This window comes from Hyalangium sp. (assembly GCF_045802625.1).
In the GTDB taxonomy this organism is placed as follows: domain Bacteria; phylum Myxococcota; class Myxococcia; order Myxococcales; family Myxococcaceae; genus Hyalangium.
Genome location: NZ_JBJMQP010000096.1, coordinates 40916 through 67728, shown reverse-complemented (window position 1 = coordinate 67728; position 26813 = coordinate 40916). Strand labels below are relative to the sequence as shown.

General features: G+C 67.4%; 15 protein-coding genes. 7 read left to right on the top strand and 8 right to left on the bottom strand.

Features of this window, described 5'->3' with window-relative positions; genetic code table 11:
* Positions 1–122 precede the first annotated feature (122 nt).
* Positions 123–1457, top strand: coding sequence for a serine/threonine protein kinase (locus tag ACJ8AT_RS17900; RefSeq protein WP_407738969.1), 1335 nt, complete (start codon positions 123–125; stop codon positions 1455–1457).
* Between the two features lie 22 nt (positions 1458–1479).
* Here the strand turns inward: ACJ8AT_RS17900 and ACJ8AT_RS17895 are convergent, their stop codons facing one another.
* Both ACJ8AT_RS17895 and ACJ8AT_RS17890 read right to left on the bottom strand, forming a co-directional pair.
* Positions 1480–4623, bottom strand: coding sequence for a protein kinase domain-containing protein (locus tag ACJ8AT_RS17895; RefSeq protein ID WP_407738968.1), 3144 nt, complete (start codon positions 4621–4623; stop codon positions 1480–1482).
* A 123-nt stretch (positions 4624–4746) separates the two neighbouring features.
* Positions 4747–6717 (bottom strand): ABC-F family ATP-binding cassette domain-containing protein, encoded by a 1971-nt coding sequence (locus ACJ8AT_RS17890; RefSeq protein WP_407738967.1) that lies wholly within the window; start codon positions 6715–6717, stop codon positions 4747–4749.
* 188 nt (positions 6718–6905) lie between these two features.
* On the opposite strand from ACJ8AT_RS17890, the gene ACJ8AT_RS17885 reads away from it, so the two are divergent.
* The 6 genes from ACJ8AT_RS17885 (at position 6906) to ACJ8AT_RS17860 (ending at position 13807) form a co-directional block, all read left to right on the top strand.
* Positions 6906–8585, top strand: coding sequence for a serine/threonine protein kinase (locus ACJ8AT_RS17885; protein ID WP_407738966.1), 1680 nt, complete (start codon positions 6906–6908; stop codon positions 8583–8585).
* 168 nt (positions 8586–8753) lie between these two features.
* Complete coding sequence (locus ACJ8AT_RS17880) at positions 8754–9821, top strand: putative zinc-binding metallopeptidase (protein WP_407738965.1); 1068 nt, start codon at positions 8754–8756, stop codon at positions 9819–9821.
* A 78-nt stretch (positions 9822–9899) separates the two neighbouring features.
* Entirely contained in the window at positions 9900–10964 is a 1065-nt protein-coding gene (locus ACJ8AT_RS17875; protein WP_407738964.1) for an ATP-grasp domain-containing protein, read from the top strand.
* Positions 10965–11138: 174 nt separating this feature from the next.
* Complete coding sequence (locus ACJ8AT_RS17870; protein WP_407738963.1) at positions 11139–11630, top strand: GAF domain-containing protein; 492 nt, start codon at positions 11139–11141, stop codon at positions 11628–11630.
* 68 nt (positions 11631–11698) lie between these two features.
* The gene (locus ACJ8AT_RS17865; protein WP_407738962.1) at positions 11699–12265 is read left to right on the top strand and encodes a TMEM165/GDT1 family protein; all 567 of its coding nucleotides are present in this window, start codon (positions 11699–11701) and stop codon (positions 12263–12265) included.
* A 57-nt stretch (positions 12266–12322) separates the two neighbouring features.
* Positions 12323–13807 (top strand): hypothetical protein, encoded by a 1485-nt coding sequence (locus ACJ8AT_RS17860; RefSeq protein ID WP_407738961.1) that lies wholly within the window; start codon positions 12323–12325, stop codon positions 13805–13807.
* On the opposite strand, the gene ACJ8AT_RS17855 is transcribed toward ACJ8AT_RS17860, so the two are convergent.
* The 6 genes from ACJ8AT_RS17855 to ACJ8AT_RS17830 form a co-directional block, all read right to left on the bottom strand.
* Positions 13779–20093 carry a CHAT domain-containing protein gene (locus ACJ8AT_RS17855; RefSeq protein WP_407738960.1) on the bottom strand — a complete coding sequence of 2105 codons (6315 nt, stop codon included), beginning with the start codon at positions 20091–20093 and terminating at the stop codon, positions 13779–13781. The two genes, ACJ8AT_RS17860 and ACJ8AT_RS17855, sit on opposite strands and share 29 nt — an antisense overlap.
* 629 nt (positions 20094–20722) lie before the next feature.
* Positions 20723–21628 (bottom strand): pseudouridine-5'-phosphate glycosidase, encoded by a 906-nt coding sequence (locus tag ACJ8AT_RS17850; RefSeq protein ID WP_407738959.1) that lies wholly within the window; start codon positions 21626–21628, stop codon positions 20723–20725.
* Positions 21629–21794: 166 nt separating this feature from the next.
* Positions 21795–22841, bottom strand: a complete 1047-nt coding sequence (locus ACJ8AT_RS17845) for an ABC transporter substrate-binding protein (RefSeq protein WP_407738958.1) — start codon at positions 22839–22841, stop codon at positions 21795–21797.
* A complete protein-coding gene (locus tag ACJ8AT_RS17840) occupies positions 22838–23935 on the bottom strand; it encodes a hypothetical protein (RefSeq protein WP_407738957.1) in 1098 nt (365 codons plus the stop codon). The genes ACJ8AT_RS17845 and ACJ8AT_RS17840 overlap by 4 nt, the downstream gene beginning before the upstream one ends.
* Positions 23932–26031 carry an MFS transporter gene (locus ACJ8AT_RS17835; protein WP_407738956.1) on the bottom strand — a complete coding sequence of 700 codons (2100 nt, stop codon included), beginning with the start codon at positions 26029–26031 and terminating at the stop codon, positions 23932–23934. The genes ACJ8AT_RS17840 and ACJ8AT_RS17835 overlap by 4 nt, the downstream gene beginning before the upstream one ends.
* Entirely contained in the window at positions 26028–26807 is a 780-nt protein-coding gene (locus ACJ8AT_RS17830; RefSeq protein WP_407738955.1) for a PDC sensor domain-containing protein, read from the bottom strand. The genes ACJ8AT_RS17835 and ACJ8AT_RS17830 overlap by 4 nt, the downstream gene beginning before the upstream one ends.
* Between the last annotated feature and the right edge of the window lie 6 nt (positions 26808–26813).

The following is a 26813-nucleotide window of genomic DNA, read 5'->3' as shown; positions in this document are numbered from 1 at the left end:
CCTCGGCCCTTCGAGGGATCCGTCAGCCCCCGGGCAGTCGGCCTGTGCTCGCACGGACAGTGCGCGCGGATCCTCGCGCGGGTGGGGTCGCGGACTTTGCCTCCCGGATCGAGCTTGCCGGGATGCAGATCGGCAAATACCGGCTCATCCGCAAGCTCGCGATCGGGGGAATGGCCGAGGTCTGGCTGGCCAAGGTCGCGGGCCCCATGGACTTCGAGAAAGAAGTCGTGGTCAAGCGCATCCTGCCGCACCTGGCGGGGGATGAGGCCTTCGTGGAGATGTTCTTCACCGAGGCCAAGCTGGCCGCGCGGCTCACGCACCCTCACATCGTCCAGATCTTCGACTTCGGGCAGGCCCACGGCACGTACTACCTGGCCATGGAGTACATCAACGGCCTCAACCTGCGCGCGCTCTTGAAGCGGGTGAACGCGCTCGAGATGGCGCTGTCCCCGGTGCTCTGCTCCCGGCTGATCGCGACGGCCTGCGAGGGGCTGGCCTTCGCTCACGAGCTTCAGGATCCGGACACGGGACAGCACCTGGGGCTGATCCACCGGGACGTGAGCCTCGACAACATCCTGCTGTCCCGGCAGGGCGCGGTGAAGATCGTGGACTTCGGCATCGCCAAGGCGGCCAACCAGAGCCACCGCACGTTGACCGGAGTCATCAAGGGCAAGCTCTCGTACATGGCGCCCGAGCAGATCCGCAACAAGGAGTTGGATCGGCGCGTGGACGTGTACGCGCTGGGGATCGTCTTCTACGAGCTGCTCACCGGCCGCAAGCCGTTCAACGCGACCACCGAAGCCAGCATGGCCCAGGCGATCCTCTACGAGCCACCCGTGCCCGCGGTGGAGCGCCGGCCGGATCTGCCCAAGGCGGTATCGAAGATCCTCGATCGTGCGCTCGCCAAGGATCGCGAGCAGCGCTACCCGGACTGCCGGGCGTTCCAGTCGGATCTGGAGGACTTCATCCTCTCCACGGGGAAGAAGGTGGGCGTGCACCGGATCGCGCAGTTCGTGTCGAAGATGATCGACAGCGCGCCCACGGAGGCCCCGGCTCCACCGAGCCACTCACCTCGCACCGAGCCTCCTCCGCCGCCGCGCATCGCTGCCGTGCCGCCGCGCTTCTCACCGCCGCCGCGCTTCTCACCGCCGCCGCCGCCTCCTCCGCGCTCCTCAGTACCGATTCGGCCGGGGCTTGCCATCACGAAGGTGGAGACGCCGCCAAGGCTCCGGCTCGTCCAGCCTCCGCCCGCGAAGCCGAGCCGGCCCTCGGATGAGGCGCCAACCCTGTCAGCACGAGCCCTCTTCCAGCCGCACCAGCGAACCGGGCTGCTGTGGGCGCTCGCCGCCGTGGGGATGATCATGGCGGGAGGAGGACTCGTGGCCTGGCGCCTGGGCAACAAGCAGAAGCCCCCGGATCACGCGAACGCGCCCCGGTTGGAGCTCCGGCAGGACTGATGATCACTGCCGACACAGCACTCTATGGCGAAATCCGCGCCTCTGACGGCAAGAGCATTGACTCCACTTCGTGCGCGACCGCAGCGTACTCCCGCTTCAACAGCGGATTGAGATTGAAGGCCTGTGCCATCGCAGCCTGTGCTTGGTGAACCGCATCGAGGCGCTCCGCTGGTTTGCGGGCGGCTCGTGCCTTTACGAGAAAAAGCCCTCCACGGATGGCGTAAGCGTGCGCCAGAGACGGATTTCGCTGAAGCACCAGTTCCACCTGCGCAAACCCTTCTGTGATAGCCGTCGGCGCCTCTCCCACTGGCTGCGCCTCCGCGAGGCGCCAATAGACCCGCGCCAGTTCCAAGTGGCTCATGCTGCTGTGCCCCTGCTCCACTGCGCGTCGGGCTTTAGCGAGCGCGTCCATGAGAAGCGGTAAGGCCACCTGCCCTCGTTGCCGAACCCAGAGGGCTTCCTCCAGATCCAGCCGCGCGCCCATGAGCTCGCAGCCGATACAATCCGGTTTACGACCGAGGGAGCGCGCCGCGTCCTCACGAATCCGCTCCTCGTCCTCGAAGTAGCCCCGAGCCCGCTCGAATGAGGGCTGCGGGTCACCACCATTGTTGATGAGATACTGGGCTCGTGTCAGCTCGGCACGGGCCATTCTATCCCGCCTCACAGCCCTGGCGGGGGCTCGCTGCCCCACTTCGAGCACTTTCTGGACTTCATCCTCGGGATTGAGTCCGATCGACAGGCGGTATTCAGCCAAGCCAGCGTGAAGATCCATCAGGAAATTGGCCACAGTGCCGAGATTCCACACCAACGAGTCGCCACGAATCACTCTATTGAAGAAACGCTCAGCCTCCGCATACGCATCACTGGGGTCTTGGCCTCGCTCCAGTAAATAATCGCCTCGCGCCAAATAGAGTCGTGCGAACTGGCCGATCGTGCCCATATTGCTGGGCTGTAGTTCGATGGCCCGATTGAGCGAGGTGACCGCCTCATCCCAGACAACGTCCGGATCCTTGCCTTCGTCGGCTAATTGACTGGCACGCCCCTCCAACAAAGAAGCCACTACGTAGTAGGCCTCCGCACTTGCCGGATCTAACTCCACGGCACGAGAAGCGGCGGAGATGGCCGCGGCCTGAATCAGGCTCGACCGGGAGTTCACTTCCTGATTCCAACTCCTCAAGATGCGGGCTCGTTCATTGTACGCTGATGCTCGCAGAGGCGACGCCTGAAGAGCTTTGTCGTTCGCTGCGAGGGCTCGCACCAACGATGGCCATTCTGATCGTGACTGATTACGGTCTATCTGAGACTGAAGAAGCCATACTTCCGCAAGTGCCTCGTAGTTGCGTGGATCACTCCGCGCAATATCTGCCGCTTGCTCGTACAGGCCCACTGCCTTGAGCAAGGCGGTACTCGCCCCATCGAGGCCAGGACGAACGACTTGCGTCCTCCGTTGGTTGAAGGCCACATCGCCTGCGAGTGTCAAAGCCTCATACATCCACGGAGCCTCGACCGCGGCCTGTTCCGCAGCCTGTGCCGCGTTCTTGTAGTCATGCCGCAAGAAGGCAATGAGGCCTTCAAGATAATGGGATGACTCCAGTTCCAATCCTCGACTGCGCTCGAGCGACTGGATGGCGGGTTCGAGGTACTTTTGCTCAAGCTCACGCTGCTGCTTTATCTCGGTGGCCGCCGTCTGGGCACGTAGCGCCTGCTCGGCCCGTTCATACAACTCGCCGAGCGCGCGTCCCCTAGCGTAGTGCAACTCCCGCGAGTCCACTCCCATGTCCATCGCTCGCGTCAATTCCTCGAGTGCCTTGTCGGGCTCATGCAATGCAAGGTAGCCGCGCCCCAGTGCATAGTGTGCCAGCCCTCCGTCCTCGTCGCCCAGTTGCTGCTGTTGGGAGGCGATCCGCGCCATCCGCTCTCGCACCCACTGCTGCTCCCGACTGGTGTCGTGCAGTGGCAGGCCGTACGCGGTCCGCAGGAACAGCTCCATCTCCTTGACCTGCTGCCCCAGCTGCTCGGCCAGCCGCGCTCGCTCCTGTGTGCGTCTCCCCTCCACCCAGGCGCGGAGCCCGAACGCCGCGAGGAGCAGGATGATGACCAAGGCCCCGCCCGAGACACCCACGAGTGCTCGGTGCCTTTGCGCTTGCTTCTTCCATCTGTACACCAAGCTTTGCCGCTGCCCCAGAATCGGCTCGCCGTCGATATAGCGATCCAGATCCTCGGCCAGCTCCCGAGCGGACGCATAACGCTGGTTCGGTTCCTTGCTCAGACACTTGAGAACGATGGTCTGCAAGTCCTTGGCGAGTTGAGGCTCGCGCACACGCAGCGGGGGTGGCTCCTCGTCGAGTACCTTCGCCAGCGTGTCCATGAGCGTGGCTCCAGTGAACGGAGCCACTCCCACCAGCAGTTCATAGAATGTCGCCCCAAGCCCATACACATCCGTGCGACGATCGATGTTCCGCGTGTCCCCCCGCGCTTGCTCTGGGGCCATGTACGACGGCGTCCCCAGCAACGCTCCGGTCACTGTCAGCCCATGTCCCTGGCTGACTTCGTAGGCCAGCCCGAAATCCATGATCACGGGGATGCAGCGTCCATCCTCTCCTCGCTCCACCATAATGTTGCTGGGCTTGAGATCCCGGTGGATGACGCCCAGCCGGTGCGCCTCATGCACTGCTGCGGCCACCTGCTTCATCACCCCCACCTTCTCGGGCAGTGACATCTTGGCGGCGGCCCGATCCAGTTGCTGGCCTGCCACCAGTTGCATGGCGATGTAGGCTTTCCCGGCCACCTCTCCTGCTTCGTACACCTTGCAGACATTCGGGTGATCGATGCGGGACTGCGCGCGAGCCTCCTGAAGAAAGCGCATGACCAGATCCGGATCCGCTCCACGGATGAACTTGAGCGCAACGATGCGCCCCAAGCGCCTATCACGCGCCTTGTAGACCTCTCCCATCCCGCCGTGGCCCAACACCTCCAGGAACTCGTAGCGCTCCCAGTCGGTGACCGGGAAGCTCGGGCTTTCAGGCGAGGCGGGGACACGCTCCACACCGGCGACGGCCTGGCCGCCTTTCTCACCCTCACGGTTCGGCCCGGGGGAAGCAGGATTCCCTGGCGTGAGGGTCAGAGTCGAAGCGAGGGGCTGATTGTCTTTGTCCGGATTTGACATGGGCAATGAGCGGGCGCTGCTTGCGCAAGCCCTCCCTCCTTCAGAGCCAGTGAGGCACCTGGCTTGCGCCAGGGTAGCACAGGGGGTGATCCCATCTGTGCCTTACGCCCGAGGAAGGGAAACTCACCCCAGGGAAGCCGAGGCCGCGGCCAGCTTCTCCTGCGCGGCCTCCCACTCCATGTACAGCGACTCCAGCTCCTCCTTGCCGGCCCGGTGCGTGTCCATCAGCGGCTTGGCCCGAGCGAAGTCGTTGTAGAGCACCGGATCCGCCAGCTGCGCCTCGCGCTCCTTCTGCTCGGCCTCCAGCTTGGAGATCCGCTCTTCGATCCGGGCGATCTCCTTCTTGATGGGCCCCTCCACCACGCTGCGGCGCTGGCGGGCCTCGGCCTCCAGCCGCTTGCGCTCCTTCTCCGTCACCGGGCCCGGGGCGACCTTGTCGTTGCCCTTGCCCTTCTCTCCCGCTGCCGCCGCCTCGGCCGCCAGGCGGAGCTGCTCCTGGTGGTACAGGTACTCGTCCAGATTGCCCGAGTACGGCACCACCTTGCCGTCCACCACGTCCCACACCTGGCTGGCCAGCCGGTTCACGAACGCCCGGTTGTGCGAGACGAACAGCAGCGTCCCGCCGTACCTCGCCAGCGCGTCGATCAGCATCTCCGTCGAGTCCAGATCCAGGTGGTTGGTGGGCTCGTCCATCAGCAGGAAGTTCGAGGGCCTCAACAGCAGCTTCGCCAGCGCCACGCGCGCCCGCTCGCCGCCCGACAGCACCCCGATGGGCTTGTCCACGTCATCGCCCGAGAACAGGAACGCGCCCAGCACTCCGCGCACGTAGCTCTCCGGCCTGTCCGCCGCCAGCGGGCGCACCTCCTCCAGGATGGTGTTGCGCTTGTCCAGCGTGTCCGCGTGGTGCTGCGCGTAGTAGCCCATCACCACGTTGTGCCCCAGCTTCACCTCGCCGCCGTCCGGCGCCAGCTCCCCGGCCAGGATCTTCAGCAGCGTCGTCTTGCCCGCGCCGTTGGCCCCGATCACCGCGATGCGCTGACCTCGCTCCACTCGCGCGTCCAGCCCCGAGTACACCACATGACTGCCGTAGCTCTTGCGTACCCCCTCCATCATCGCCACGTCCCGGCCCGAGCGCTCCACCTCCGGGAAGCGGAAGTGCACCGTGTCGCGCTCCTCCAGCAGGTGCACCTCCTCCAGCTTCTCCAGCATCTTCGCGCGGCTCTGCGCCTGCCGGGCCTTGGTCGCCTTGGCTCCGAACCGATCGATGAAGGACTGCAGCTCGGCGCGGCGGGCCTCTACCTTCGCGGCCCGGGCGCGCAGCAGCTCCATCTCCTCGGCCCGCAGGCGCTTGTAGGCGTCGTAGTTGCCCACGTACGAGCGCAGGCCCTCGATCTCCAGCGCCAGCACCTTCCCCACCTGCCGGTTGAGAAAGTCTCGATCGTGAGAAATAAGGATCAGCGCCTTGTTCGAGCGGCGCAGGAAGTCGTCGAACCACGTGAGCGTGGGCACGTCCAGGTGGTTGGTGGGCTCGTCCAGCAGCAGCAGATCCGGATCCTGCAGCAGCAAGCCCGCCAGCGCCGCGCGCATCCGCCACCCGCCCGACAGCGCCCCCGTGGCCTTGGCCAAGTCCGCGTCCCGGAAGCCCAGGCCCTTGAGGATCCGCTCGGCGTGGTGCCGGCCGTAGTGGTCCTCGAAGTGATCCAGCTCCGTGTGCAGGTCCGCCAGCTCCTGGGACAGCTCCAGCTGGGTGGCCTCGTCCGGGGCCTGGGCGAGCGCCTCCTCGGTGCTCTTCAGGCGGGACTCCAGCTTGTCTCGGCCGGGCACGGTGCTCAGCACCGCCTCCACCACCGTCCCCGAGGGCAGGCCCATGAGCTCCTGCGGCAGGTAGCCCACCCGGGCTCCCCGAGCGAAGGAGACCGTCCCCGAGTCCGCGTGCTGCACCCCGGCGACGATCTTCATCAACGAGCTCTTACCCGTCCCGTTGGCGCCCACCAGGCCTACACGGTCCCGGGGGCCCAGGGTGAAGCTGGCATCTTCGAAGAGGACCTTCTTGCCGTAGGCGAGGCAGATATCCTGGGCGATGAGGAGGCTCATGGCGGCGGGGGATGTAACAGCCCTGAGCGCCTTCGGGAACGGTTTGGTTGCCTGCCTGCTTCCCCTGCGCTCAGCGCATCCCCGTTGGGCCTCACGCCCGGGTTGCCTATACTCCGGCCCCAATGGCCTCCCCCTGTCCCCATTGTGGAAGCACCGACGGACCTGACCACCTCTGCGGCGGAGCCAGCATGGCCTTGCTGGGCCAGGTGCTGGATGGCCGCTACAAGATCGAGAGTGTGCTCGGCCAGGGTGGCATGGGCATGGTCTTCCGCGCCACGCAGACCAGCGTGCAGCGCCCGGTGGCCGTGAAGACGCTGAACCCGGCGCTGGCCGCCGCGCCCACCTTCTTCGAGCGCTTCCGCCGCGAGGCCGAGGTCGCCAGCCGCCTGCGCCACCCGAACGTCATCACCATCTACGACTTCGGCCGCGCCCCGGACAACACCTGCTACTACGTGATGGAGCTCCTGGAGGGCGACAGCCTCAAGGAGCTCGTCAAGCGCGACGGGCCCATGTCCCTGCGGCGCGCCGTCAACGTCCTGGAGCAGGCGGCGCGAGGGCTGGCCCACGCGCACGAGCAGAACGCCGTCCACCGCGACCTCAAGCCGCACAACATCATGGTGCAGCAGCTCGACGGGAAGGACTTCGTCAAGGTGCTGGACTTCGGCCTGGTCAAGGCGCTGGAGCAGGAGGAGGAGGATCAGCTCACCTCCACCGGCCAGGTGCTCGGCACCCCGCAGTACATGCCTCCCGAGCAGGCCGGCGGCGAGGTGGTGGATCAGCGCTCCGATCTCTACTCGCTCACGGGCGTCTTCTACTTCTGCCTCACGGGCACCTCGCCCTACGGCGCCAACACCGTGCGCAAGGCGCTCACCGCCGCGCTGACCCAGACGGTGCCCGCGGTGAACACCAAGCGCCAGGGCGCTCCGGTGCCCGCCTCGGTTGATGCCTTCATGCAGAAGGGCCTCGCACGCGAGAAGGAGGATCGCTTCCAGTCCGCCGAGGAGTTCATCGAGGCGATGCTGGACGCCGTCGCGGACCTCACGCCCGAGCAGCTGGACGCGCGGCCCTCGGGTGGCACCCCGGGACGCGAAGGCCCTGGCAGCGGCAGCAGGCCCAGCGTCTCCGGAGTCGCCGCTCGCAAGGGAGCCGGCAGCGCCAGCAGCGCTCGGCCCTCGAGGCCTTCCGCCGCGTCTCCCGCTCGCGGCTCGCTGCCCTCCAACGTCGTCGTCTCCAAGGGCGCCGCCGGGAGCGCCTCCTCGGGCGCGCGGCTCCGGCCCGCGGGCAGTGGAGCGTCTCAGCGGGCTCACGCGCCGACTCCCGCTCCGCTCCCGCCTGCCGCAGCGCCGGAGCCTGCCGAGGGCATGTCCACCGGCAAGAAGGTGGCGCTGGTCGGCATCCCCTTGTTCCTGCTCGCCGCGGGCGCCGCGGTGATCTTCATCAAGGGCGGAGGAACCCCGACGCCGGTTCAGCAGCCCCAGGTGGTCGAGGTCCCTCGCACCGAGCCGCCCAAGCCGCCCCCGTCCAAGCCTCCCGCCCAGGAGGTGACGAAGCCTCCAGCGCCCACCGTCAACGCGATGGTCACGGTGAACTTCTCCTCTACGCCTCCAGGCGCCGCGATCCTCGACGGCGGTGGCTCGCAGATCGGCACCACGCCCATGAGCCTGCAGCTGTCCCGAGACCAGAAGCACAAGCTCACCTTCCATCTCGCGGGTTACCAGGACGTGGAGCGCCCGCTCGATCTCAGCGCCGTCTCCGGGGACACCATGCCGGTGGACGTGGCGCTGCCGGCCATCTCCCGCCCGCCTCCGGGCAACAAAAAGCCGCCCAAGCCCAACGGCGGCGGCAACGACATGTCCGTCTTCGAGTAGCCGCCCGCCAGCCACCGGGTTGCTCGCCTGCCAGGCCCCAGGACGGCCCCTTCAGGGGTCGTTTGAGGCCATAGAGTCCAGTCGTTCCAGGGGTTTGCACCCAGCAGGAAGCGAGCCAATTTACCCCCCAGGCCCTGCCATTAGACTCCGGGGCCTTCCGGGGACCCGATGCTTTCGCCCTCCCAGATCACCTTCCGAGAGAAGACCCTCGCAGACCCGCATGAGGCGGCGGACTCCCCCCGCCGTCCCGAGCGCGAGGCGCTGCTCCAGGCCCGCATCAAGGATCTCAAGCTCCACCTGAGGGGCACGGCCCTGGAGCGCTTCATCCAGCAGCTCTACAGCGAGCTGGAGGCCAAGGGCATCTCCTTCCTGCCAGAGTGCTACCTGTCGGATCAGTGGGGCTGCCCGTCCGGCGTGCCGGTGATCGGGCTGCCGTTCTACCTGGCGGATCCTCGGCTGCACTCCATCGAGGCGGAGCTGAGCGGCGACGCGGAGACGGAGCGCGAGATCCTCATGTACCTGCGCCACGAGGCCGGGCACGCCTTCAACTACGCCTACCGCCTCTATGACACGGACGAGTGGCGGAAGCTCTTCGGGGACTACTCCAAGCCCTACAACGAGAACTACAAGCCGCGGCCGTTCAGCCGGAAATATGTCGTCCACATCTCCGGCTGGTACGCGCAGAAGCACCCGGACGAGGACTTCGCCGAGACGTTCGCGGTGTGGCTGACGCCGGGGCTGGACTGGACCAAGCGCTACGCGGGCTGGGGCGCGCTCAAGAAGCTCCAGTACATGGACGAGGTGATCAAGCGCGTGGGCCGCACGCCGCCGCTCGTGCAGCTGGCCGAGCGGGACCTCGACGTGGAGGACATGGAGGAGACGGTCCTCGATCACTACCGCCAGCGCCAGCTCGAGGAGCGCGTGGAGCTGAAGCTGCGCGAGCACCTGGATCAGGATCTGCTCGGGCTGTTCGAGCCCCCGGACACCGCGCCGGCCAGCGCGGAGATGCTCATCCGCGCCGAGCGCCAGTCGCTGATCCAGTCCGTGACGCAGTACAGCGGCGTGGGCCGGCCGGTGGTGGTGGCGCTGGTGGACCACCTGCTCGAGCGGGCCATCGCGCTGCGCCTCTCCATCCATCTGGACAAGACGCGCGAGTACCTCACCAAGCTCACCTCGCTGGTCACGGCGCTGGCGATGAACTACCTCTACACGGACCGCTTCTTCGACGTGGACTGAGCGGCGCGGACGAAAAGTGCGCCAGCGCTCGGGAGCCCGGATGCACCGGGCGCGGCGAGGACTTACACTTGAGGGGCCATGCCGGTACCACCTCTCAAGATCGCCATCCTGCATTACCAGCCGGACGGAGAGCCGGTGGATCCCGTCACCACCCAGGTGGGTGAGTCCCTCAAGCAGCTGGGGCATGAGGTCTCCACCATCGCCGTGAGCGATCGCGTCTTCGACATCCTCACGGAGATCGACCGCTCGAAGTGCGACCTGGTGTTCAACCTCTGCGAGACGTTCGCCGAGGACTACCGGATGGAGGTGAACGTCGCGGCGCTGATGGAGATGGCGCGGGTGAAGTTCACCGGCTCGGGGACGGCGGGGCTGCTGCTGGCGCAGGACAAGATCCTCACCAAGCAGCTGCTGGAGTACCACGAGATCCCCACCGCGGACTTCGCCACCTTTGACGGCGTCACCGTGGAGACCAATGGAGATCTCGAGTTCCCGCTGATCGTCAAGCCGTCGCGCAGTGACGCCTCGATTGGCATCGGGAAGAAGTCGCTGGTGCGCACCTGGGAGGAGCTGACGCGGCGGGTGCAGGAGATCCGCAAGGAGCTGCAGGACGAGGCGCTCGCGGAGGAGTTCATCGAGGGCCGCGAGGTGTACGTGGGCGTGATCGGCCCCAAGGAGATGCCGGAGATCCTGCCCATCGTCGAGCTGGACTTCGGCAACTGGGACAAGAACAAGCCGACCATCTCCGACCGGGAGGTGAAGTTCGGCCCGGAGACGGAGGGCTCTCCCAAGCTCGTCATCGCCCGCAACATCACGCCGGAGCTGCGCCAGCGCGTGGAGCGGGCCGCCCTGCTGGCCTACCGCGGGCTCAAGCTGCAGGACTACGCGCGCATCGACCTCCGCATCTCGGAGGCTGGAGATCCGTACGTCCTCGAGGTGAACCCGAACCCCTATCTGGAGGACAAGAGCGAGCTGGCGCTCGGAGCCCGTGAGAAGGGCATGTCCTTTACCCAGCTCGTGGGGCGCATCCTTGAGTCCGCGGCCAAGCGCTACGGGCTGCTGCAGAAGGCGGAGAAGGCGGAGAAGGCTCCAGCAGCCCAGAAGGCCGAGCCCGAGACCGCCTCCCCGGCGAACGCCGCCAGCTGAGGCCCAGCGGGGGCTCTCTTTCAGCGAAAGCCCGGCTTCCCAGGAGAGCGAGCAGCCAGGCTTACGGGGTGAAGCCCCATCGCTGCAGGGCGCCTGCTGGCGTACAGGGATTTTCGGGTAAAAGGGGCGCCCCAGCGGCGCCCCAGCGCCACCGCACCTGTCGAGGTTCCCACCATGGCTGAAGTCACCCTGGATCTGCGCGGCAAGTCGAAGGCGGAGGCGTACGCGGAGCTGAAGCGGCACGTCGAAGCAGTGCTGGAAGGCATCGACGACGACATCGCCGGCATGTCCACCATGAGCTGCCTGCTGCACCATGCCTTCGGGCACCTGTGGACGGGCTTCTACCGGGTGGTGCAGCCGGGCAAGCTGCTGCGGGTGGGCCCGTACCAGGGGACGCTCGGGTGCCTGGAGATCGTCTTCGGCAAGGGCGTGTGTGGCGCCTCGGCGGCCACGCGCGAGACGGTGCTGGTGCCAGACGTGCACGCCTTCCCCGGGCACATCACGTGCGATGGGCGCTCGGCGTCGGAGATCGTCGTGCCGGTGTTCGGTCCCAACCGCGAGCTGATTGCCGTGCTCGACATCGACTCGGAGCACAAGACCGCCTTCGACGAGGTGGACCGCCGCGAGCTCGAGGCCCTCATGGGCTGGTTCTCGCGCAAGCGCTAGGCGCGCCGCATGGGCTCGTGCGCGCGCAAGGCTCCCACGGCACCTCGGCCACAGACAGGAGTGTCGTGATGGAAGCGGTGGTGACTTCGTTCCTCCTCGTGGCCGCCAGTGAGATGGGCGACAAGACTCAGTTGCTCGCGTTCTCGCTGGCCGCCCGGTTCCGCAAGCCGTGGGTGGTGATGGCGGGCATCCTCACCGCCACGCTGTTCAACCACGCGCTGGCCTCCAGCGTGGGCAGTTGGCTGTCCTCGCACGTGCCCCACCGAGTGATGGCGGGCATCCTCGCGGCCACCTTCATCGCCTTCGGGCTGTGGACGCTCAAGCCGGACACGCTCGAGGAGTCCGAGAAGCCTCCGCGCTTCGGAGCGTTCCTGACGACGGTGGTCCTCTTCTTCCTCGCGGAGATGGGAGACAAGACGCAGCTGGCCACGGTGGCCATGGCCGCGCGCTACCAGAGCGTGCTGCAAGTCACCACGGGGACGACGCTGGGGATGATGTTCTCGGATGGGCTGGCGGTGCTGCTCGGGGAAAAGCTCGCGGGCCGGGTGCAGATGAAGTGGCTGCGGTGGGTCGCCGCCTCGCTGTTCTTCATCTTCGGCGCCGTGTCCCTCTGGAGCGCGGTGCGAGGCACGTAGCGAAGAGGCGGAAGGTCGCGCAAGATCCCCTCCCGCCCCTTCCATGAGCCCCAAGGCATGACCGAGTCCCTGCGCCCCGTGTTTCATCCCCAATGGGGGAACGTGTACCCGATCCGGGACAACAAGCAGGCCACCCACGTATGGCAGCACCTCTACAACCCCATCGAACACTGGGATGAGTTGGCACGCGTCGAGATCCGCCCCCTCTTCCTTGCCGCGAAGGAGAAGGGCTGCCCGGATCCTCCACCGACACCGGCCTGGGGCGAGTCGAGAGACTCCCTGCCCCACGTTCCCAAGCCTTGCTATGCGCTGCTGAAAAAACACCATGACCAGTATTACGGCCCGGCCTACCTCCGCGAGCTTGGCAGCCCCAAGACGCTCTGGGGCGCCAAGCCCGAGAGCCTCCTGTGCTGCACCCCCAGGGGTGTTCTCGTTGCCGTGAAGAGGGCAGCGCCCTGCATGGTCCGCACGGCCTTCCGCCCGGATCTTCCCATCCATGACAGCGCCGGTGTCGATGACGACGACTACTACCAGGAAGCGCATCACCGCTGGGAAAAGGACATGACCTCCATGAGTTCCAGCTGGAAGCGAGGGGTGCTTCGCGAACTCACCGAGGCCAGCCGGCAGCCACCGCAGCGCACCTTCGAAGCGTGGAGGCTGGTCCGAGCCATCGGGCATGCACGGCCCCTCGCCGCGAAGGAGCCTGAACTCGCGGCTCCCCTCTTGGCAGCGGAGGCCCTCCTGGCACGCGACGAGTCTGAGATCACACGCCTGCTCCAAGGCCGCCTTCGAACGGATGAGATCCTGGATGGGCTCCGAGCCTCCCTCTCGGCCCACGATGTGGACGAGGCACGGGATCGGCTGCTGGCTGTCGAGGATCTCCTGGTGGTCAACGAGGTGCTTGGCCTCGGCGCCGAGATCGCGCGCATCCAGGAGCGATTGCAAACCATTCTCTCCCCCAGTTCCAGGACGCTGGTCAGCTTCGCCCCTCTGGCTCACGCACGCCTCCCCGTGTCCGGACAGGCCGGACAGGCTCTCTGGAATGCGCTCCTCGCCGGACTGTCGTCAGCCCTGGGTCCCCTGGCCGCAGCCCAGAGATGGCTCACAGCGGCGTTGGCTGGAATCGAGGAGCGGATCTCCCGCGCGGGCCAGGAAGGGGCGAAGGCGCTGGGGGAGCTCATCACGAACGCGACGCTGCAACCTGTCGGGGTCCTCCATGGAAGGGCGGAGCGCGAGTTCGAGGCCCAGGTCGAAGGCCACTGCCGTCCTGACTGGCAGCTCCGATTGTTCGTCGTCGATGCGAAGCACCACATGGGCGAGGAACTGCTCCGGGATGCCGGTTACACTCGGAGCGCGGATCGTTGGCGACTCGAGGAGTGGCGCCTCCACGGCGCGGATGATGACACGCTCGTCATCGCCATCGCGGCACCTTCCCTGCCGACAACGAAGGAGCTGGAACGGCTGCTGGAGGAGACCTCCCAGCTCCCTGAAGCGTGGATCCAGGGGCGATGGCTCATGCCGTCCAGTGAACGAATGCCTTGAGGGACCACGACTGCTCGAACTCGCGCTGAGCAGCTCCCATGGGACCACCCAGGACCGAGCCACGCTCCGGTGCGCGCAGCTGGTGAAGGGCGACGGAGAGATCAGCGTGGGTGGAGAGCGCGCTCAGGACGGCCTCTCCCACCGCCACCGCAGGCCCGGTCCGAACAGGCCACAGGGGAGCCACCACACTCCTGGCTCCGCATGCAAGCAGCGCCCCGGAGAGTCCCGCTGCGCGGTGGAGCCAGTCACCCACGCGTCCGGTCTGGCAGGAGAGCAGGACGACCAGCATCCCCGCCAGGCGCCGCGGATCCTGGGCCATCCGCTCCATGTCCAACGCGGCGATCTTCCCTGACTCGTCGAGCAGCAGCAGCCGGGCCTCGTGTGGGCTGGACACTTCGCCGTGGCATAGGAAGAGGGCGACATCCACCTCCGGCAGCTCGCGCAAGACATCGTCAGGAGAGGCGGGACCGCGCTCCAACCCAGGACACTCGCCTTCCAGCGACTCGCCGAAAGCCCGGCCTTGGCTCATCCGTACACGCACCGGGCCGACCTGTTCCGCGAGACGGGCCAGCCGTACACCTGCGGGGATGGCATCCGGAATTTCCTGGGCCTCGTCGCAGCCAAGCCCGGGATCCGCCACTGCCACGAGCGTCCGCCTGGGACGCGCGGGATGCGCGCGAGTCTCCAGATCGAGCCTCACCGCGCACGTGACGGGTGACGAAGGCCACACGTCCGCGGGAGCCAGCATCCTTAAGACTCCCGTGGGCACCCAGAGAATCTGCGTGGGCGGCTGAGAGAACTGCCGCTGCAGCGGAAGGGTCACGCACTCCTTCGCCCAGCTCAGCAGGGCACCATACGCAGCGCTCCCACCGCTCGCGTCCAGTCCGGCGGCAACACTCGGTTCATCGAGCGGAGGCGCCTCGACTTCGAGGGCAGCGATGTGCACCGTACGTCGCCCACTGTGCTCGAGAATGGCGGCGAGCAAGCCCATCGGCGTCTCCAGAACAGCCACGGCCACGGAGCCGGGACGTGTCTGGAGCCAGTTCCAGGTCTGCGTCAGATCCGGCTCTCCTCGAAGGAATGAGTTCTCGGACTGACGAATCCGGTCCAACACGCGGGCAATGTCCCGGGCATCACCCGCTTGGATCACCGAGAGCCACTCCACCCAGGTCTCGCGTGACACGGTGTCCGGCTGAGCCGTCCGGCCCGCGAGCCGCCGCTGCGCGGCGCCGAGGGTCCGGGCCATCCACTTCAGCACGCGCTCCGCCTTCTCGCCCGAGAGCAGGAACGCGAGCCGTCCGTCCGAGACTCCCACGATGCCCTCTTCGGAGAGTTCGCTGGCAAGGCCGGCCGTGATGTCCGCTCCCCACCGCGCCTCCTCCGCACCTGCCTCCTCGTCGAGGAGCATGTAGGGCCGGGCCTCGTCGAGATCCTTCCAGGCCAACTCCGCTGTCTGCTCGTACTCCTCGCGAGAGGAAGAGGACATGGCGAGCCCAAAGAGCTGAACGGCCACCTGCCTCAGCCGGTCGCCACCATCCAGTCTCCGTGCGGCCTGGCCCGCGCCCTGAAGAGCCGTTAGGCCCCTCTTCCACAGCGTCTGGGGTGAGAAGGAGAAAGGCCAGGGCCTGTCATCGATCCACTGCTCCAGGAGTCCCACCACCGTCCTGCCGATGAGCCAGCACGTCTCCCAATGATGCCGAGCGTTGTGTTCCAGGGTTCGGACCTGAAGCGCCTTCTCGGCGAGGTCCAACCCCTCCTCGAGCTGTGCCGCGGTGGGCGCACGCAGCAGCATGTCCGCCAGGTTATGGACCGTGTATCCCCACTCGTCCGGACGAGAAGCCCGGTCCACCTGAGCCAGACGCTTGCGCCAGATCTCGATCGCCACGCCCCGTCTGCCCGCGCGGCGCGCCAGCTCCGCGAAACAGATGGTCTGGAAGTTCTCGGCGGAGGCCCGCGCCCCAGAGACGAGCTGCGTCCAGTCCAAGTGCTCGTAGAGGCTCTTGGCCTCGGCCAGCATGGCATTCCCCTCGGGTGTTTGCAGGTCCGCGCCCAGCGAGGTCAGGAAATAAGCCAGTGTGGCCTGTGCGTCGACCCTTCGCGCGCCGGAGCCGGTCGCGGCGAGGGCCTCGCGTGCGGCGGAGAGCCCTTCTCGCAAGGGCGACTCCGTGCCTCCTGGGTGGAGTTCCTGCCTCAACTCCGAGAGGTGCACCCGAACACGGGCCGCGACATCCTTCATGCCGACTGACTCGTACTCTCGCGCGGCTTGTTCATAGAGGCGCTCGGCCTCACGCCGATGCGTGCGGGTATCGCCGTCCTTGCGATATCGCGTCGCACGCGCCAGGGAGTGCAACGCATCGCGGGCGAGCGCACTTCCCGGAGGGCAGGCCTCCAGCACCTCCCGGGCGAGCGCGGCAGCGCGCCGGAAATCCCGCACCGGGTGGTTGAAGTGGCTCTCAGGTGCCCACAGCCGGGCCACTTCCAGGAGCAGGTAACACCGGGCCACCGAATCCGGCATGCGCCGAACGTGCTGCTCCGCCTCCTCCGCCAAACGCCGAACTTCCTCGGCGCTGACAACGCCCTGCTCCGTAAGTTGAGCGAGGACAGACGCCCGCCCGACCGCCGCGCCAGGAAGTGCCTCTGGCCCTGCGGCGCTGACGAGCTGGTCTACGTGGGCCCGGAGATCCTGTGGCGAGAGGACGGATTGGTGTTGCTCGCTGTCTTCCCCAAGGTCGGCGGGGAAGTCATCGTCCAAGGCCGCCTCGGCTCCCTCCTGCCCCATGGACAGCCTCCTCGGGAGCAGAGAACGCTTGGCCTCGACAAGAGCCGTAATGGCGGGATGCAAGGCCAGTTCGCTGATGAGCTCGACCATGTCAGGAGGAACCGGGCCCGTCCACCCATGCTTCGCGCGATCAATCGCCTTGGCCAGCTCCGGGAATTGCGAGTGAAGCGCCTCCAGCCGCCGCTGCGCGGCCTCGTCGTGCGGCGACAGGTGGACGAGCCGCCCCAGGTAATAGATCTGGGCTTTGACCAAGTCATGCCGGTGAGGGGCTTCCGCATGGATGACGGCCTCGTCAATCCGCGAGAGCGCCCGGCTCAAGCGAACCTGTTCGTCCCGGTCCAGCTGCGCCATCTCGGCCTCGGCGGCCGCCACCAGCGTCTCGACTCGCAGGTAACCTCCGCGCCGGACCTCGAGGGACTGCTCCAGGAGTATCAGTGCTCGTTTGGCGTCCCCCGGGGCCTTGCGCGCCAGCAGTGCGTTCGCCTGTACCTTCCAGAGCTTCGCGGCCCCTTGCTTGTTGGGAGCGCCAAGCGCTTCCGCCTCCCGGTACAGCGCCAGGGCCTGCTCCAGGTCGGGCGCCCGCCCTATACGGAAGGAGTTGCCCGCGGAGACCAGCAGGGAGAACAGTCTCCCCTCTGGAAGCTGGAGCCCGCGGGCCTCATCGAGCGCCTCACGGAGGTAACGGCGGGCCGACTCCGCCAGCTCTTGCCGCTTTTCGTCGGGGCGCCTGTGGCGCTGCAGGGCATTCATGCGCTCGATGCCCTTCAAGAAGCGCGCCTCGACGCGCTCCTCGGGGGTCCGAGCGACCGCGATCAGCTCATCCGCGGAGCGAGCGTAGGGAGTCCCATCCCCCCAGTTGAGCGACTGGCTGTGCAAGAGCACCCGCAGTCGGAGCATGGGAAAAGAGCCCTTGCGAGTCGTGATCTCCTCCACGGTCTGGAGCAGATCCGGCGTCATCCTCCCGCGGGGCGCCATTGCCGCGATATTGGCGATGAGATCCTGCCCTTCAGAATCTCCCAGGGCGTCCTGCTCGAGGACCCACTCGAGCAACGCGTCCGCGCGGTCGGGCCGCGCGGTGAGCACCTGGAAGATCGTCTCGTGGTCCTCCGCGCTGAATGCGCGGTCGAGCTTCGAACCGCGCCCCTGGAGCAGCGCAAGGGCCCAGGCGGGAGCCTCATCGAACGGTCCCTGAACCGAAGGGGCCTGAGGAGACTCCCCTTCTGGAGGAACCTGATCCGTCGCCTGCTCTTGGAGCTTGGACTGGATCCACTGGAGTCTCTGCTTGAGCCTCCGGGCTTCCTCGCTCTCGGGAACACGATCGAGCAGCCGGCCCGCCACCTCCAAGGCCTGGGGATGAGCCAGCGGACCTGGGTGCAGCAAGATCATCGCGGCGTGCTCACGACGGGCGGCGAGTTCCTTGGCGGGAAGCTTCAGCCCCCTTTCGAGCCACTCCGCCAGCTCGATCACCGCCGACGTCGACTGCATGGCACTGCGCGCAAGCTGGTCGGCGCGGATGTTCGCTCGCACGCGAGTATTGATCTCAAGGGCCTTGGCATCATGCTGGAACTGCTTCGCCGCCATGTCCGCGTGGCGCCGGGCCCGCGCGAGCAACCCCTGATCATTCCTGGCGCACAACCTCAACCCCTCGGCGAGATCATTGCGAGCGGCCGCATACTCCTCGCTATCTCCGATGAGGTCCTCCACCAGCTCACACGCCTGGAGGCGTTCTTCATGAGCTTCCTCGGGAAGAAGCACGATGAGGGTGGCTGCCGCGTTCAACTGAACCCGCGGATCGCCGCCCTCGGCCAGGACCTGGCGTAGCAGGGACAGGGCTTCCTCCGTGTGTCCCTTGGAGTCGAGGAGCTTCGCGCGGATGACCGGATCCCCGCTGACCCGCGCGTCATCCATCAGGAAGCGGCCCTGGAGATCCGCCGGGAACTCATCCGCATGGTTGGCGACGATCTGCGCAAGCATCTCATCCGCCTCGGCGCTTCTGGGCAGCTTGCCTTCGAGGTAGCGTCGCATCAGCGCGAGGAGTTCCTCGGATAGCGCTGCGCCATAATGGCGAGGGCGGAGCCTCTCCAGCGCCAGGAGGGGCTGCCGAAACGTGCCCGCGACGATCCGCTCCGCATCCTGAAGCCGGATGTCCGCCATATCATCGTTGCCTTCCTCCCGATCGAGGCCAGAGATCAGCTGGACCGCATCGTAGAGCCCGGCGTGATCGTCCACGGCACGGGCCTCCTCCTCGGCCCGCTCGAGCTGATGGCGAGCGTCAGCTCGCTGGTTCTGAGCAAGGTACGCCCTGCCGAGGGAGATCCGCGTCAGGATGCGCGCCGGGGCCACCGCCTGGCGTATTTGCAACGACAAGGCTTGCTCGAGATGCCCGATAGCATCTGCCACTGCTCCGCTCTTGAAGAGAGCCGTGCCCAGCACGGCATGGGGCATGGAGGCATGCATCTCCCCTGCGTCGGCAGGAAGCTCCTGGAGGGCCTGCCGAGCCAGCCGTATGGCCTCGGCTCTGTCCTCCTCCTTCCCATACAGGAGCAGGAGCTCCGCAAGTCTGGCCTTGTTGCTAGTGGCGTGGCGAGGGTTGGAATCTCCCGCGACCGCAGCCTGCCGTGCGTAGCGGAGAGCCCGGTCTCCCGCGCTCGCGGTCCCGTGCTCGGCGCGCTGGGACTCGATCTCCGCGAGCACCTCATACAGGGGGAGCGCCGTCCTCTCGCCTGGCACGCGAGCAAGAAGCGAGGTCAAACGGTTCGCGGCCTGTTCGAGCAGCCAGTTCTTCTGATCCGCCGCCCCGTGGACGCCGAGCGCCTCGGCATGGGCCCGTGCGCACGCCGCCCGGACTTCCTCCTCCACATTTCCATTCCTCTGGCTCAGCGCTTCAGCCTCCCTGAGATCCTGAAGCCCGAGTTCGTGCTGGGCCGCATCACTGCCCGCGAGCATCACGCGCGTGTTGGCGCGCCAGAGGAGCAAGTCCACCCGGGAGATGGCGGGGAGATTCTTGTCGATCAACGCATCGAGGAGACGCAGGCGGACCGGGAAGAACTCCACACGGCCCAGGTCATAGAGGGTCCGTACGGCTGCGTAGGCGAAGATCCCCCACCAAGGCACCTCGAACTCCGAGCCCTCGATCCACCGGAGCACCAAGGCGCACGCCACCCATCGTGACAACAGATCCAGCTCGCTGATGCGGGCTGCCACCATCACGAGGAGGTCGCGGCTGAGCACAGGCGCAGACTCACCGGAGAGCGCCATCTCGATCGCCGCGGGCGTTGCGCTGCGGTGCCCCCCCACGCGCCGGGTGATGTCCAACACGCGATCGCACAGCAGCTTCCAGGTCGTTACTCCCGCTGGCTCCACGAACGGTGTCTCCTCTTCAACCCGGGCATGCTTGAGGATCGCCACGACAAGGTTGGAGAGCGCTTTGCTGATGAGCACAGCTCCCAACTGATCCAACCGCTCGATCAAAGGGCGTGGGTTCTCGATCTCGCCTGCCTCGGTCATGGGCAATCCGAACGGGACGGGCAGTGTGCGAAGGGCAGGCATCTCCAGCTGGGCCCAGATGATGCTAGCCGCGCGGCGAACCCACCCTGAGCGCGCCAGCTCGGGATCGGCACGCAGCGGATCTACGTACATCCGAGCCACTCGGATGAGGCCCGGCTCGTAGCCCTCGGTCCCCACGGTATCAAGGACGGCCCAGCCCTCCTCAGGCCGACCGAACGCGATGCTGGCAATCGCAGCAGCCCTCACCAGCCACCCCGCGAGGCGTGGCGCACGGTGAGACACCGCCACGGCACGCATCCCCGAGAGGACAGCGAAAATGTCCTGGGCTTCGTCCCGCAAGGCATCGGGCGCCAAGAGGAGGCTTACGACGTCCGCCTTGCCAGCCCTGCCCTCCCGCAGACGCCTCATTGCCGCCTGGGGATCTGGAAGCGCTGTGCCTGGAGCCCCCGCCTCCCAGCGAATCACCAACCAGAACCGGCATGGACGCTTGGAAGACAGCGCCTGCACCACATCCTCATGCGTCAGCCGCTGCTGAGAGCGTTCATAGAGTTGGAGGCGCTCGGCATGCGACGCCGAATCCAGCTGGGTGAGCAAGTCGGTCATGACGGGCAGACTCCCTGAGGGACGACTCAGCCGCGGGCCAGGGCCACGGCCAGCTCGCCCGCGAAGTGGGCGTTGTTCGTGAGCAGCGCCAGGTTGACCTTGAGGCTCTTGCCCCCTGTGCGCTTCGCCATGTCCGCGAGCAGGAAGGGCGTCACGGCCTTGCCTCGAATGCCTTGGCGCTCGGCGTCGGCGAGCGCGGCGGCGATGTGCAGCTCCACCTCCTCACGAGGCAGCGCCATCTCCTCGGGAGGGGGCAGCGTGAACACGAGGCCCCCCTGCCCCAGCTCGCTCCGGGCGCGGACGATGCGAGCCGCCGTCGCGGCGTCATCGACTCGGTGCTCCAGCGGCAGGCCGGAGCTGCGGCTGTAGAAGGACGGCAGCTCGTTCGTGCCGATGCCAATGACGGGCACACCCGCCGTCTCCAGGGCCTCCATCGTCTTGGGCAGATCCAGCACGGACTTGGCCCCCGCGCACACCACGGCCACGGGGTAGCGGGCGAGCGCGCCAATGTCCTGGGAGATGTCCCAGTGCTCGCTGACGCTCCGGTGCACGCCGCCCAGGCCGCCGGTGGCGAAGACTCGGATGCCCGCGGCGGCGGCCAGCTCACAGGTGGCGCTCACGGTGGTGCCACCCGAGGCCTTCAACGCCAGCGCCACGGCCAGATCCCGCGAGCCGAGCTTCATCAGCCGCTCCTTGCTCTCGGCGAGCCGGATCATCGAGGACTCTTCGAGCCCGATCCACACCTCGCCATCCACCACGGCGATGGGAGCCGGCACGGCGCCCGCGCGGCGGACGGCCTCCTCGCAGGCCCTGGCGGCAATGAGGTTGTCCGGGTACGGCAGGCCCTGGGCCACCACGCTCGTCTCGAGCGCCACCAGCGGCGCCTCTGCATCCAGCGCGCGCCGCACCTCGTCGGAGTAACGGAAGCTCATCCGAGGCATCTACGCTGTGGGAGTGGCCATGGACAAGCGAGATGGTGCACGAAGCGTCTCCGGTGTACACGAGCCCCGCGCCGCTGGGCCGCGGGAGAACGGGACAGGGAGCACTTGCAGGCGGCGCCTCTATGCCTTGGCAGCACGCCTGCCCGGTGGAAGCAGGCTACCGCTCGCGCATGCGCGCGTATCTCAGGATGTGCATGGGCGGGTATATGCCAAGCGCGTGAGCAGTCGGCATGTTCACCTCGAAGGAGAAGCGCGACAGGGTTTCGATGGGGATCTCCGCGGGCGGCCTGCGATCCCGAAGGATCTGCACGGCCTTGTAACCCGCGAGGCTGCCTACGTTGTAGAAGGGCGCCACCAGCCCCATCAATCCGCCAGCCTCCAGTTGGACCTCGATGGCGCAGAAGGTCGGCAGGCCGCGCCGGAGCGCCTCGTCCATCAACAGCTTGCTGTGCGGCGCGAAGAAGTTCACCGGGGGCAGGTACACCAGATCCGGCTTCCGGGCCGCCAGCTCCTCCATCATGGCGGGGAGCCGCTCCGGATCCGGTTTCCCATCCGGGCCGAGCGGATCGACCGCCACCAGCTCGATGCCGGCCTGCGTGGCGAGCGCCGAGAGACGTTCATACATGATTCGCTGCGGCTGCTCAGACGGGTTGTAGGCGAGCCCCAACCGTTTCAACGGCATGAAGGACTGCATGGCCTTGAGCTGAACCGGCAGGGAGGCCACGTGGACGGCGCCTGTCAGGTTACGGCCGGAGCTCTCCAGTGCCGTCGTCAGTCCCGTGCCGATCGGATCGGAGACCAGGGCGAAGACCACGGGGATGTCCGTGATGTGCCGGGTGGGATCCACCGCCCCCAGCTGGCCGACGATGCCCTGGGTCACAATCGAGCTCTGGGCATAGATGAGATCCGGGCGCTGGGCGCGGATCTCCTGCACGATCGCCGGCAGCCGTTTGTCGTCTCCCTCGATGTTCCGGACGGTGAACTCCACCTCCAGGCCAGAGCTGAGCAGGTAGTCCTTGAACCCCTGATCGGCCTCCGCGCCGGCCCGGTGCAACACCATGAAGACGCGGTACGGCGGCGCCGCGACGGCGGGAGCACCGCCCAGGAGGACGGCCGCCCCCAGCGCCAGGACTGCCGGCCAGGCCCTCCCACGCTGATGCCGCACACCGTGGCCCCCTTCGGTGGAGAGCCTGGAGCGCTTCATGGCGCCCCCCCTTCCCACTGCTCCTGGGCATGCGGAGGCTGGGGCTGCTGGGTGCTCCCTCCCGCCATGGAGGTCCACGACCGGAGCTGCCGGTCCAGGCTGTGACGCACGATGTGCTCCACCACCTCCGCCTGCTGGAAGCCGGCCTGGCGCGCGGTGAACATCACCGCGGCATGGCTGCCCAGGTTGCAGCCGATGTTGAACTCCAGCAGGAAGATCTCTCCGGTGTCCCGGTGCCGGCGGAAGTCGACGCGCAGGTAGTCGAACTCCTTCACCGCGGCGCACAGCCTCCGGGTGTAGTCCTGGACCTGATCGGTGACCGGCCCCGGCGGCAACAGCAGGCGCTCGCGCCCACCCTCCAGCAAGCGCTTCTGCCGGTGGGTGACGATCCCCTCGGGCAGAGCGGAGATCTCCTCCGCCACGCCCAGGAGGATCGGCTCCTGTCCCCCGAGCACGCACACCGTGAGATCCACTCCCGGAATGAAGGTCTCGACCATGCACGCCTTGCCCTCCTCCTGGAAGGTCCGCAGGCGCGCGTGGAGCCCAGCCTCCTCCTCCTGGATGCAGTCTGGTGAGATGTCCACGGACGCGGCACCGAACCGCTGCTTGACGAACCAAGGCCCTGGGAAGCTGGGCGTGGCTGGCAGCGGCCCCTCGGCCAGGCAGGTGATCCACGGCGCCGTCGGGATGCCCAGCGACCGCGCCATGAGCTTGGTGAGGTGCTTGTCCTCCGCGAGCGCGCGAACGTTGGGCGGGGCCCCGAGGTACGGCACTCCCAGCCACTCACAGGCGGCCGAGATGAAGATCTCCGAGTTCCGAAACGGCGCGCGGTTCAGCAGGGTGAACACGTAGTTGTGGCGGCTCGCGCTCCGGACGAACTCCTCCACATCGCGGCAGGGCGTACACCGCAGCCCCAGCCCGGCCAGGGTGTGGAAGAGCTCATGGTTGTAGCGCGGGAGCACTCCATGCACCGGGTGCATCTCGGGCACGGGCGATCCAGGCTCCGGCGCGTACTGCGCCAGGAACAGGACGTCGAGGCGCTCGCGCTGAGCCTCCGTCAGCTTCAACAGGTTTCGAGCAGGGTACGGGGTCATGGAGTTCTCGCTGACGGGTAGGACGTTGGAGAGGAACGGAAGAAGAAGTAGGCAGCCAGTCCGACGGTGAGCACGAGCCCGCCAATGCCGATGGCGTTGGTGCTCGCCGTGAACCCACTGACACCCAGCAGGGCCGCGGCGACCAGGGGACCGACGAGGCTGCCCACGCGCTCGATGATGCGGAACACGGACAGCATCGCGTCGAGCCCGAAGCGGGCACACTCCTCGGCGAAGAGCGGGGGCACCGAGGCCAACAGCGGCGTGCTCGCCAGGGACTGGCCAAGACCCACCAGCACCACGGCGGTGAGCAACAGCCAGGTGCCCGTGCTCGCGGAGAACAGCAGCACGCCCAGCCCGGAGACCAGCCCGCCCACCACCATCAGCGCCCGATGCCAGCCGTACCGATCCGCCAGCAAGGACGCCACCGGCGTGGCGACCACCGTGGAGATGAAGTAGCCCATCATGATCCGTCCGATGGGAGCCTCACCAAACCCCAGCTCGTGCAGGCGCAGCGGCGTCAGGTAGAAGAGGAAGCCCGCCAGCACCAGGCGCACGGGCATGGCCGCCAGCAGAATGAAGAGCAGGACGCGGCCTCGCAGGAAGATGCCGAGGTAGGCGAGCCCCGAGAGCTTCGGAGCCTCTTCCGCCGTTCGCGGCCTCGTGTCCGGCGTCACCAGCCACACCAACGCCATGGCGAGACAGACCAACCCCGCCGCCACCAGGAAGGTCTCCCCGTAGCCAATGCGATCCGCGAGGATGCCGCCAATGGCCGTGCCGCAGACGCTGGCGGCCGTCGAGGCCCCCACGAAGACGCCCATGCTCCGGGCGCTGTGTCCCTCCTTCGCGGTCCGCGCCACATGGATGAGCGCGGTCGTGGTCACCACGCCGTAGCCGCTGGCGGTGACGATGCGCCAGAAGAAGAGCTCGAGCAGGCTCGAGGACAGCCCCGTCATCCCCAGGCCGATGAAGCTCGGCACCATTCCCACCAGCATGGCCGTGCGGCTGCCCTGTTTGCGCAGGAGCCGTCCGGCGAGCGGCGTGGCCAGCACCATGGCGGTGACCCACAGCGACATGGGCAGCGCCACGATGAAGCTCTCGGAGAGGAAAGGGATGGGCTGGTAGAGCCGCTTGACGTAGAGCGGCCAGAACGAGCGCGACAGCTCGGCGCCGAACAGATAGACGAAGAGCGGGAGCCGCAGATCGCCCGTCTCGGGCTCCTCCAGCCCCACGGGCGCATCCGGCTTGCCGAAGTGGAACCGCTGCCCGAGCGCCGTGAGCGCCTCGTCCGCGGCCTGGCCGAGCTTGCCGGTGAGCCGGTGCTGCTCAACGCGCTCGAGCAATGCGGCATGACGGAAGTTCAGGGCCCGCACCAGCCGCCCCGCCGCGGCCAGTGCCCGTGTGGCCTCGTCGTGCAGCCGCGTCCGGACCTGCCGGGTGAAGTCTCCAGCGCTCCCCAGCGCGAACAGCCGGTAGAGCAGCCTCAGCGGCCGGCCGACGAGCAGCCCCATCAGCGCCATCAGCACCTCGATGGTGACCAGCGCCGTGACGAACAGGGTGATGACGATGTCCGTGTGGATCTCCTGGAGGCGCTGCTCGACGTACGTGGCGTCGATCCCCACGTAGAGCTGGCCGATGAGGCGCCCCTCGGACAGGACAGGGACGGCGAGGTCCAGTACGCCCTCGACGCGCGCCAGGCCCCGCTCCTGCTCCGCCGAGTGGGCCACCCGCAGCCGCTCGAAGAAGTCCGGAGGCTGCTGCTTCAACCCGCTGGAGGCGAACAGCAGGCGGCCCTCCGGCGACGCGAAGCCGATGTAGCGGATCTCCTCGTGACCGGCCGCCGTGTCATCGAGGAAGGCATCCACCTCGCGCAGCTTGGACAGGGGGATGCCCAGCTCCGCGGTCCGGCGGAACTGCAGGGCCACGGTCTCCGCCAGCGTCTCCGCCTTGGCTCGCAGATCGGGGCGGAGCTCCACATCGAAGAGGCGCGAGGACTGGAACGAGGCGATGATCAGCGTCGCCACCACGAGCAAGGACGCGAGCAAGCTCACCTGCCAGATGCGGCCTCGTGCCAGAGGACTGCCGCTGGGCGCGCTCACGAGCCCTCCAGAGACTGTTCGGCCTGGACCAGCGCCTGGGAGGCCTCGTGGTAACGCAGCTGGAACACGTGCAGCCCCTCGTCCTCCACGGCCCCGTGCGGTGCCTGCGCCCCCTCGGGCCCGGTGGGCTCCCCGGTGCGCCGCAGCGCCACCTCCAGCTCCTGAAGCCGGCGGCCGATGGGCTTGAGCAGCACCAGCATCAGCGCGCAGACGAGCGCGAAGCCGCCGATGAACGGCCACATGGCCTGCCGAGCGAAGTCGTGCAGGAACTCGCGAGCCCGGGCATCGAGCGCATGGCGATCGTAGGCGATCAAGACGAGCCCCACGGGCTGGCTGAACGGGTTGAGGATGGGCGCGCCCACCACCAGGGCCTTGGAGTCCGTCCGGCTCCAGGCGCCCCCACGGGCCCGCGCCGCCTCTTCGAACCACGCCGCCCGCCCGCGCGCCGAGCCTGGGAGATGGGTGGTGGCATGCAGCCCGCTCTGGAACAGCACGATGCCTTGGCGATCGAGGATGACGACGCCCCGGATGTCCGGATCCATGTCCGAGACCCTGGCGATGATCCGCTGGGCATCCCGGACGGACGGCAGGGCGAGGCCGAGGTCGATGGCAGCCTCGGTGGAAGCCTTTGCATCCAGCGCGAGCACGCGCAGCCGGGACTGCTGCAGCTCGATGAGCGTCCTTTCGAACTTGGCGAAGTTGAGGAGGACCACCAGCGCGATGGAGAAGCACAGGATGGCGGCGACGGCGAAGGCCAGCTTGAAGAAGAGACTCATCCGTAG

What these genes read in the sequence shown, in the direction of transcription:
- ACJ8AT_RS17900 (WP_407738969.1), top strand. Translation starts at nt 123, where the DNA reads ATGCAGATCGGCAAATACCGGCTCATCCGCAAGCTCGCGATCGGGGGA.
- ACJ8AT_RS17875 (WP_407738964.1), top strand. Translation starts at nt 9,900, where the DNA reads ATGCCGGTACCACCTCTCAAGATCGCCATCCTGCATTACCAGCCGGAC.
- ACJ8AT_RS17845 (WP_407738958.1), bottom strand. Translation starts at nt 22,841, where the DNA reads ATGAAGCGCTCCAGGCTCTCCACCGAAGGGGGCCACGGTGTGCGGCAT.
- ACJ8AT_RS17880 (WP_407738965.1), top strand. Translation starts at nt 8,754, where the DNA reads ATGCTTTCGCCCTCCCAGATCACCTTCCGAGAGAAGACCCTCGCAGAC.
- ACJ8AT_RS17850 (WP_407738959.1), bottom strand. Translation starts at nt 21,628, where the DNA reads ATGAGCTTCCGTTACTCCGACGAGGTGCGGCGCGCGCTGGATGCAGAG.
- ACJ8AT_RS17895 (WP_407738968.1), bottom strand. Translation starts at nt 4,623, where the DNA reads ATGTCAAATCCGGACAAAGACAATCAGCCCCTCGCTTCGACTCTGACC.
- ACJ8AT_RS17855 (WP_407738960.1), bottom strand. Translation starts at nt 20,093, where the DNA reads ATGACCGAGGCAGGCGAGATCGAGAACCCACGCCCTTTGATCGAGCGG.
- ACJ8AT_RS17840 (WP_407738957.1), bottom strand. Translation starts at nt 23,935, where the DNA reads ATGACCCCGTACCCTGCTCGAAACCTGTTGAAGCTGACGGAGGCTCAG.
- ACJ8AT_RS17865 (WP_407738962.1), top strand. Translation starts at nt 11,699, where the DNA reads ATGGAAGCGGTGGTGACTTCGTTCCTCCTCGTGGCCGCCAGTGAGATG.
- ACJ8AT_RS17870 (WP_407738963.1), top strand. Translation starts at nt 11,139, where the DNA reads ATGGCTGAAGTCACCCTGGATCTGCGCGGCAAGTCGAAGGCGGAGGCG.
- ACJ8AT_RS17885 (WP_407738966.1), top strand. Translation starts at nt 6,906, where the DNA reads ATGGCCTTGCTGGGCCAGGTGCTGGATGGCCGCTACAAGATCGAGAGT.
- ACJ8AT_RS17830 (WP_407738955.1), bottom strand. Translation starts at nt 26,807, where the DNA reads ATGAGTCTCTTCTTCAAGCTGGCCTTCGCCGTCGCCGCCATCCTGTGC.
- ACJ8AT_RS17860 (WP_407738961.1), top strand. Translation starts at nt 12,323, where the DNA reads ATGACCGAGTCCCTGCGCCCCGTGTTTCATCCCCAATGGGGGAACGTG.
- ACJ8AT_RS17890 (WP_407738967.1), bottom strand. Translation starts at nt 6,717, where the DNA reads ATGAGCCTCCTCATCGCCCAGGATATCTGCCTCGCCTACGGCAAGAAG.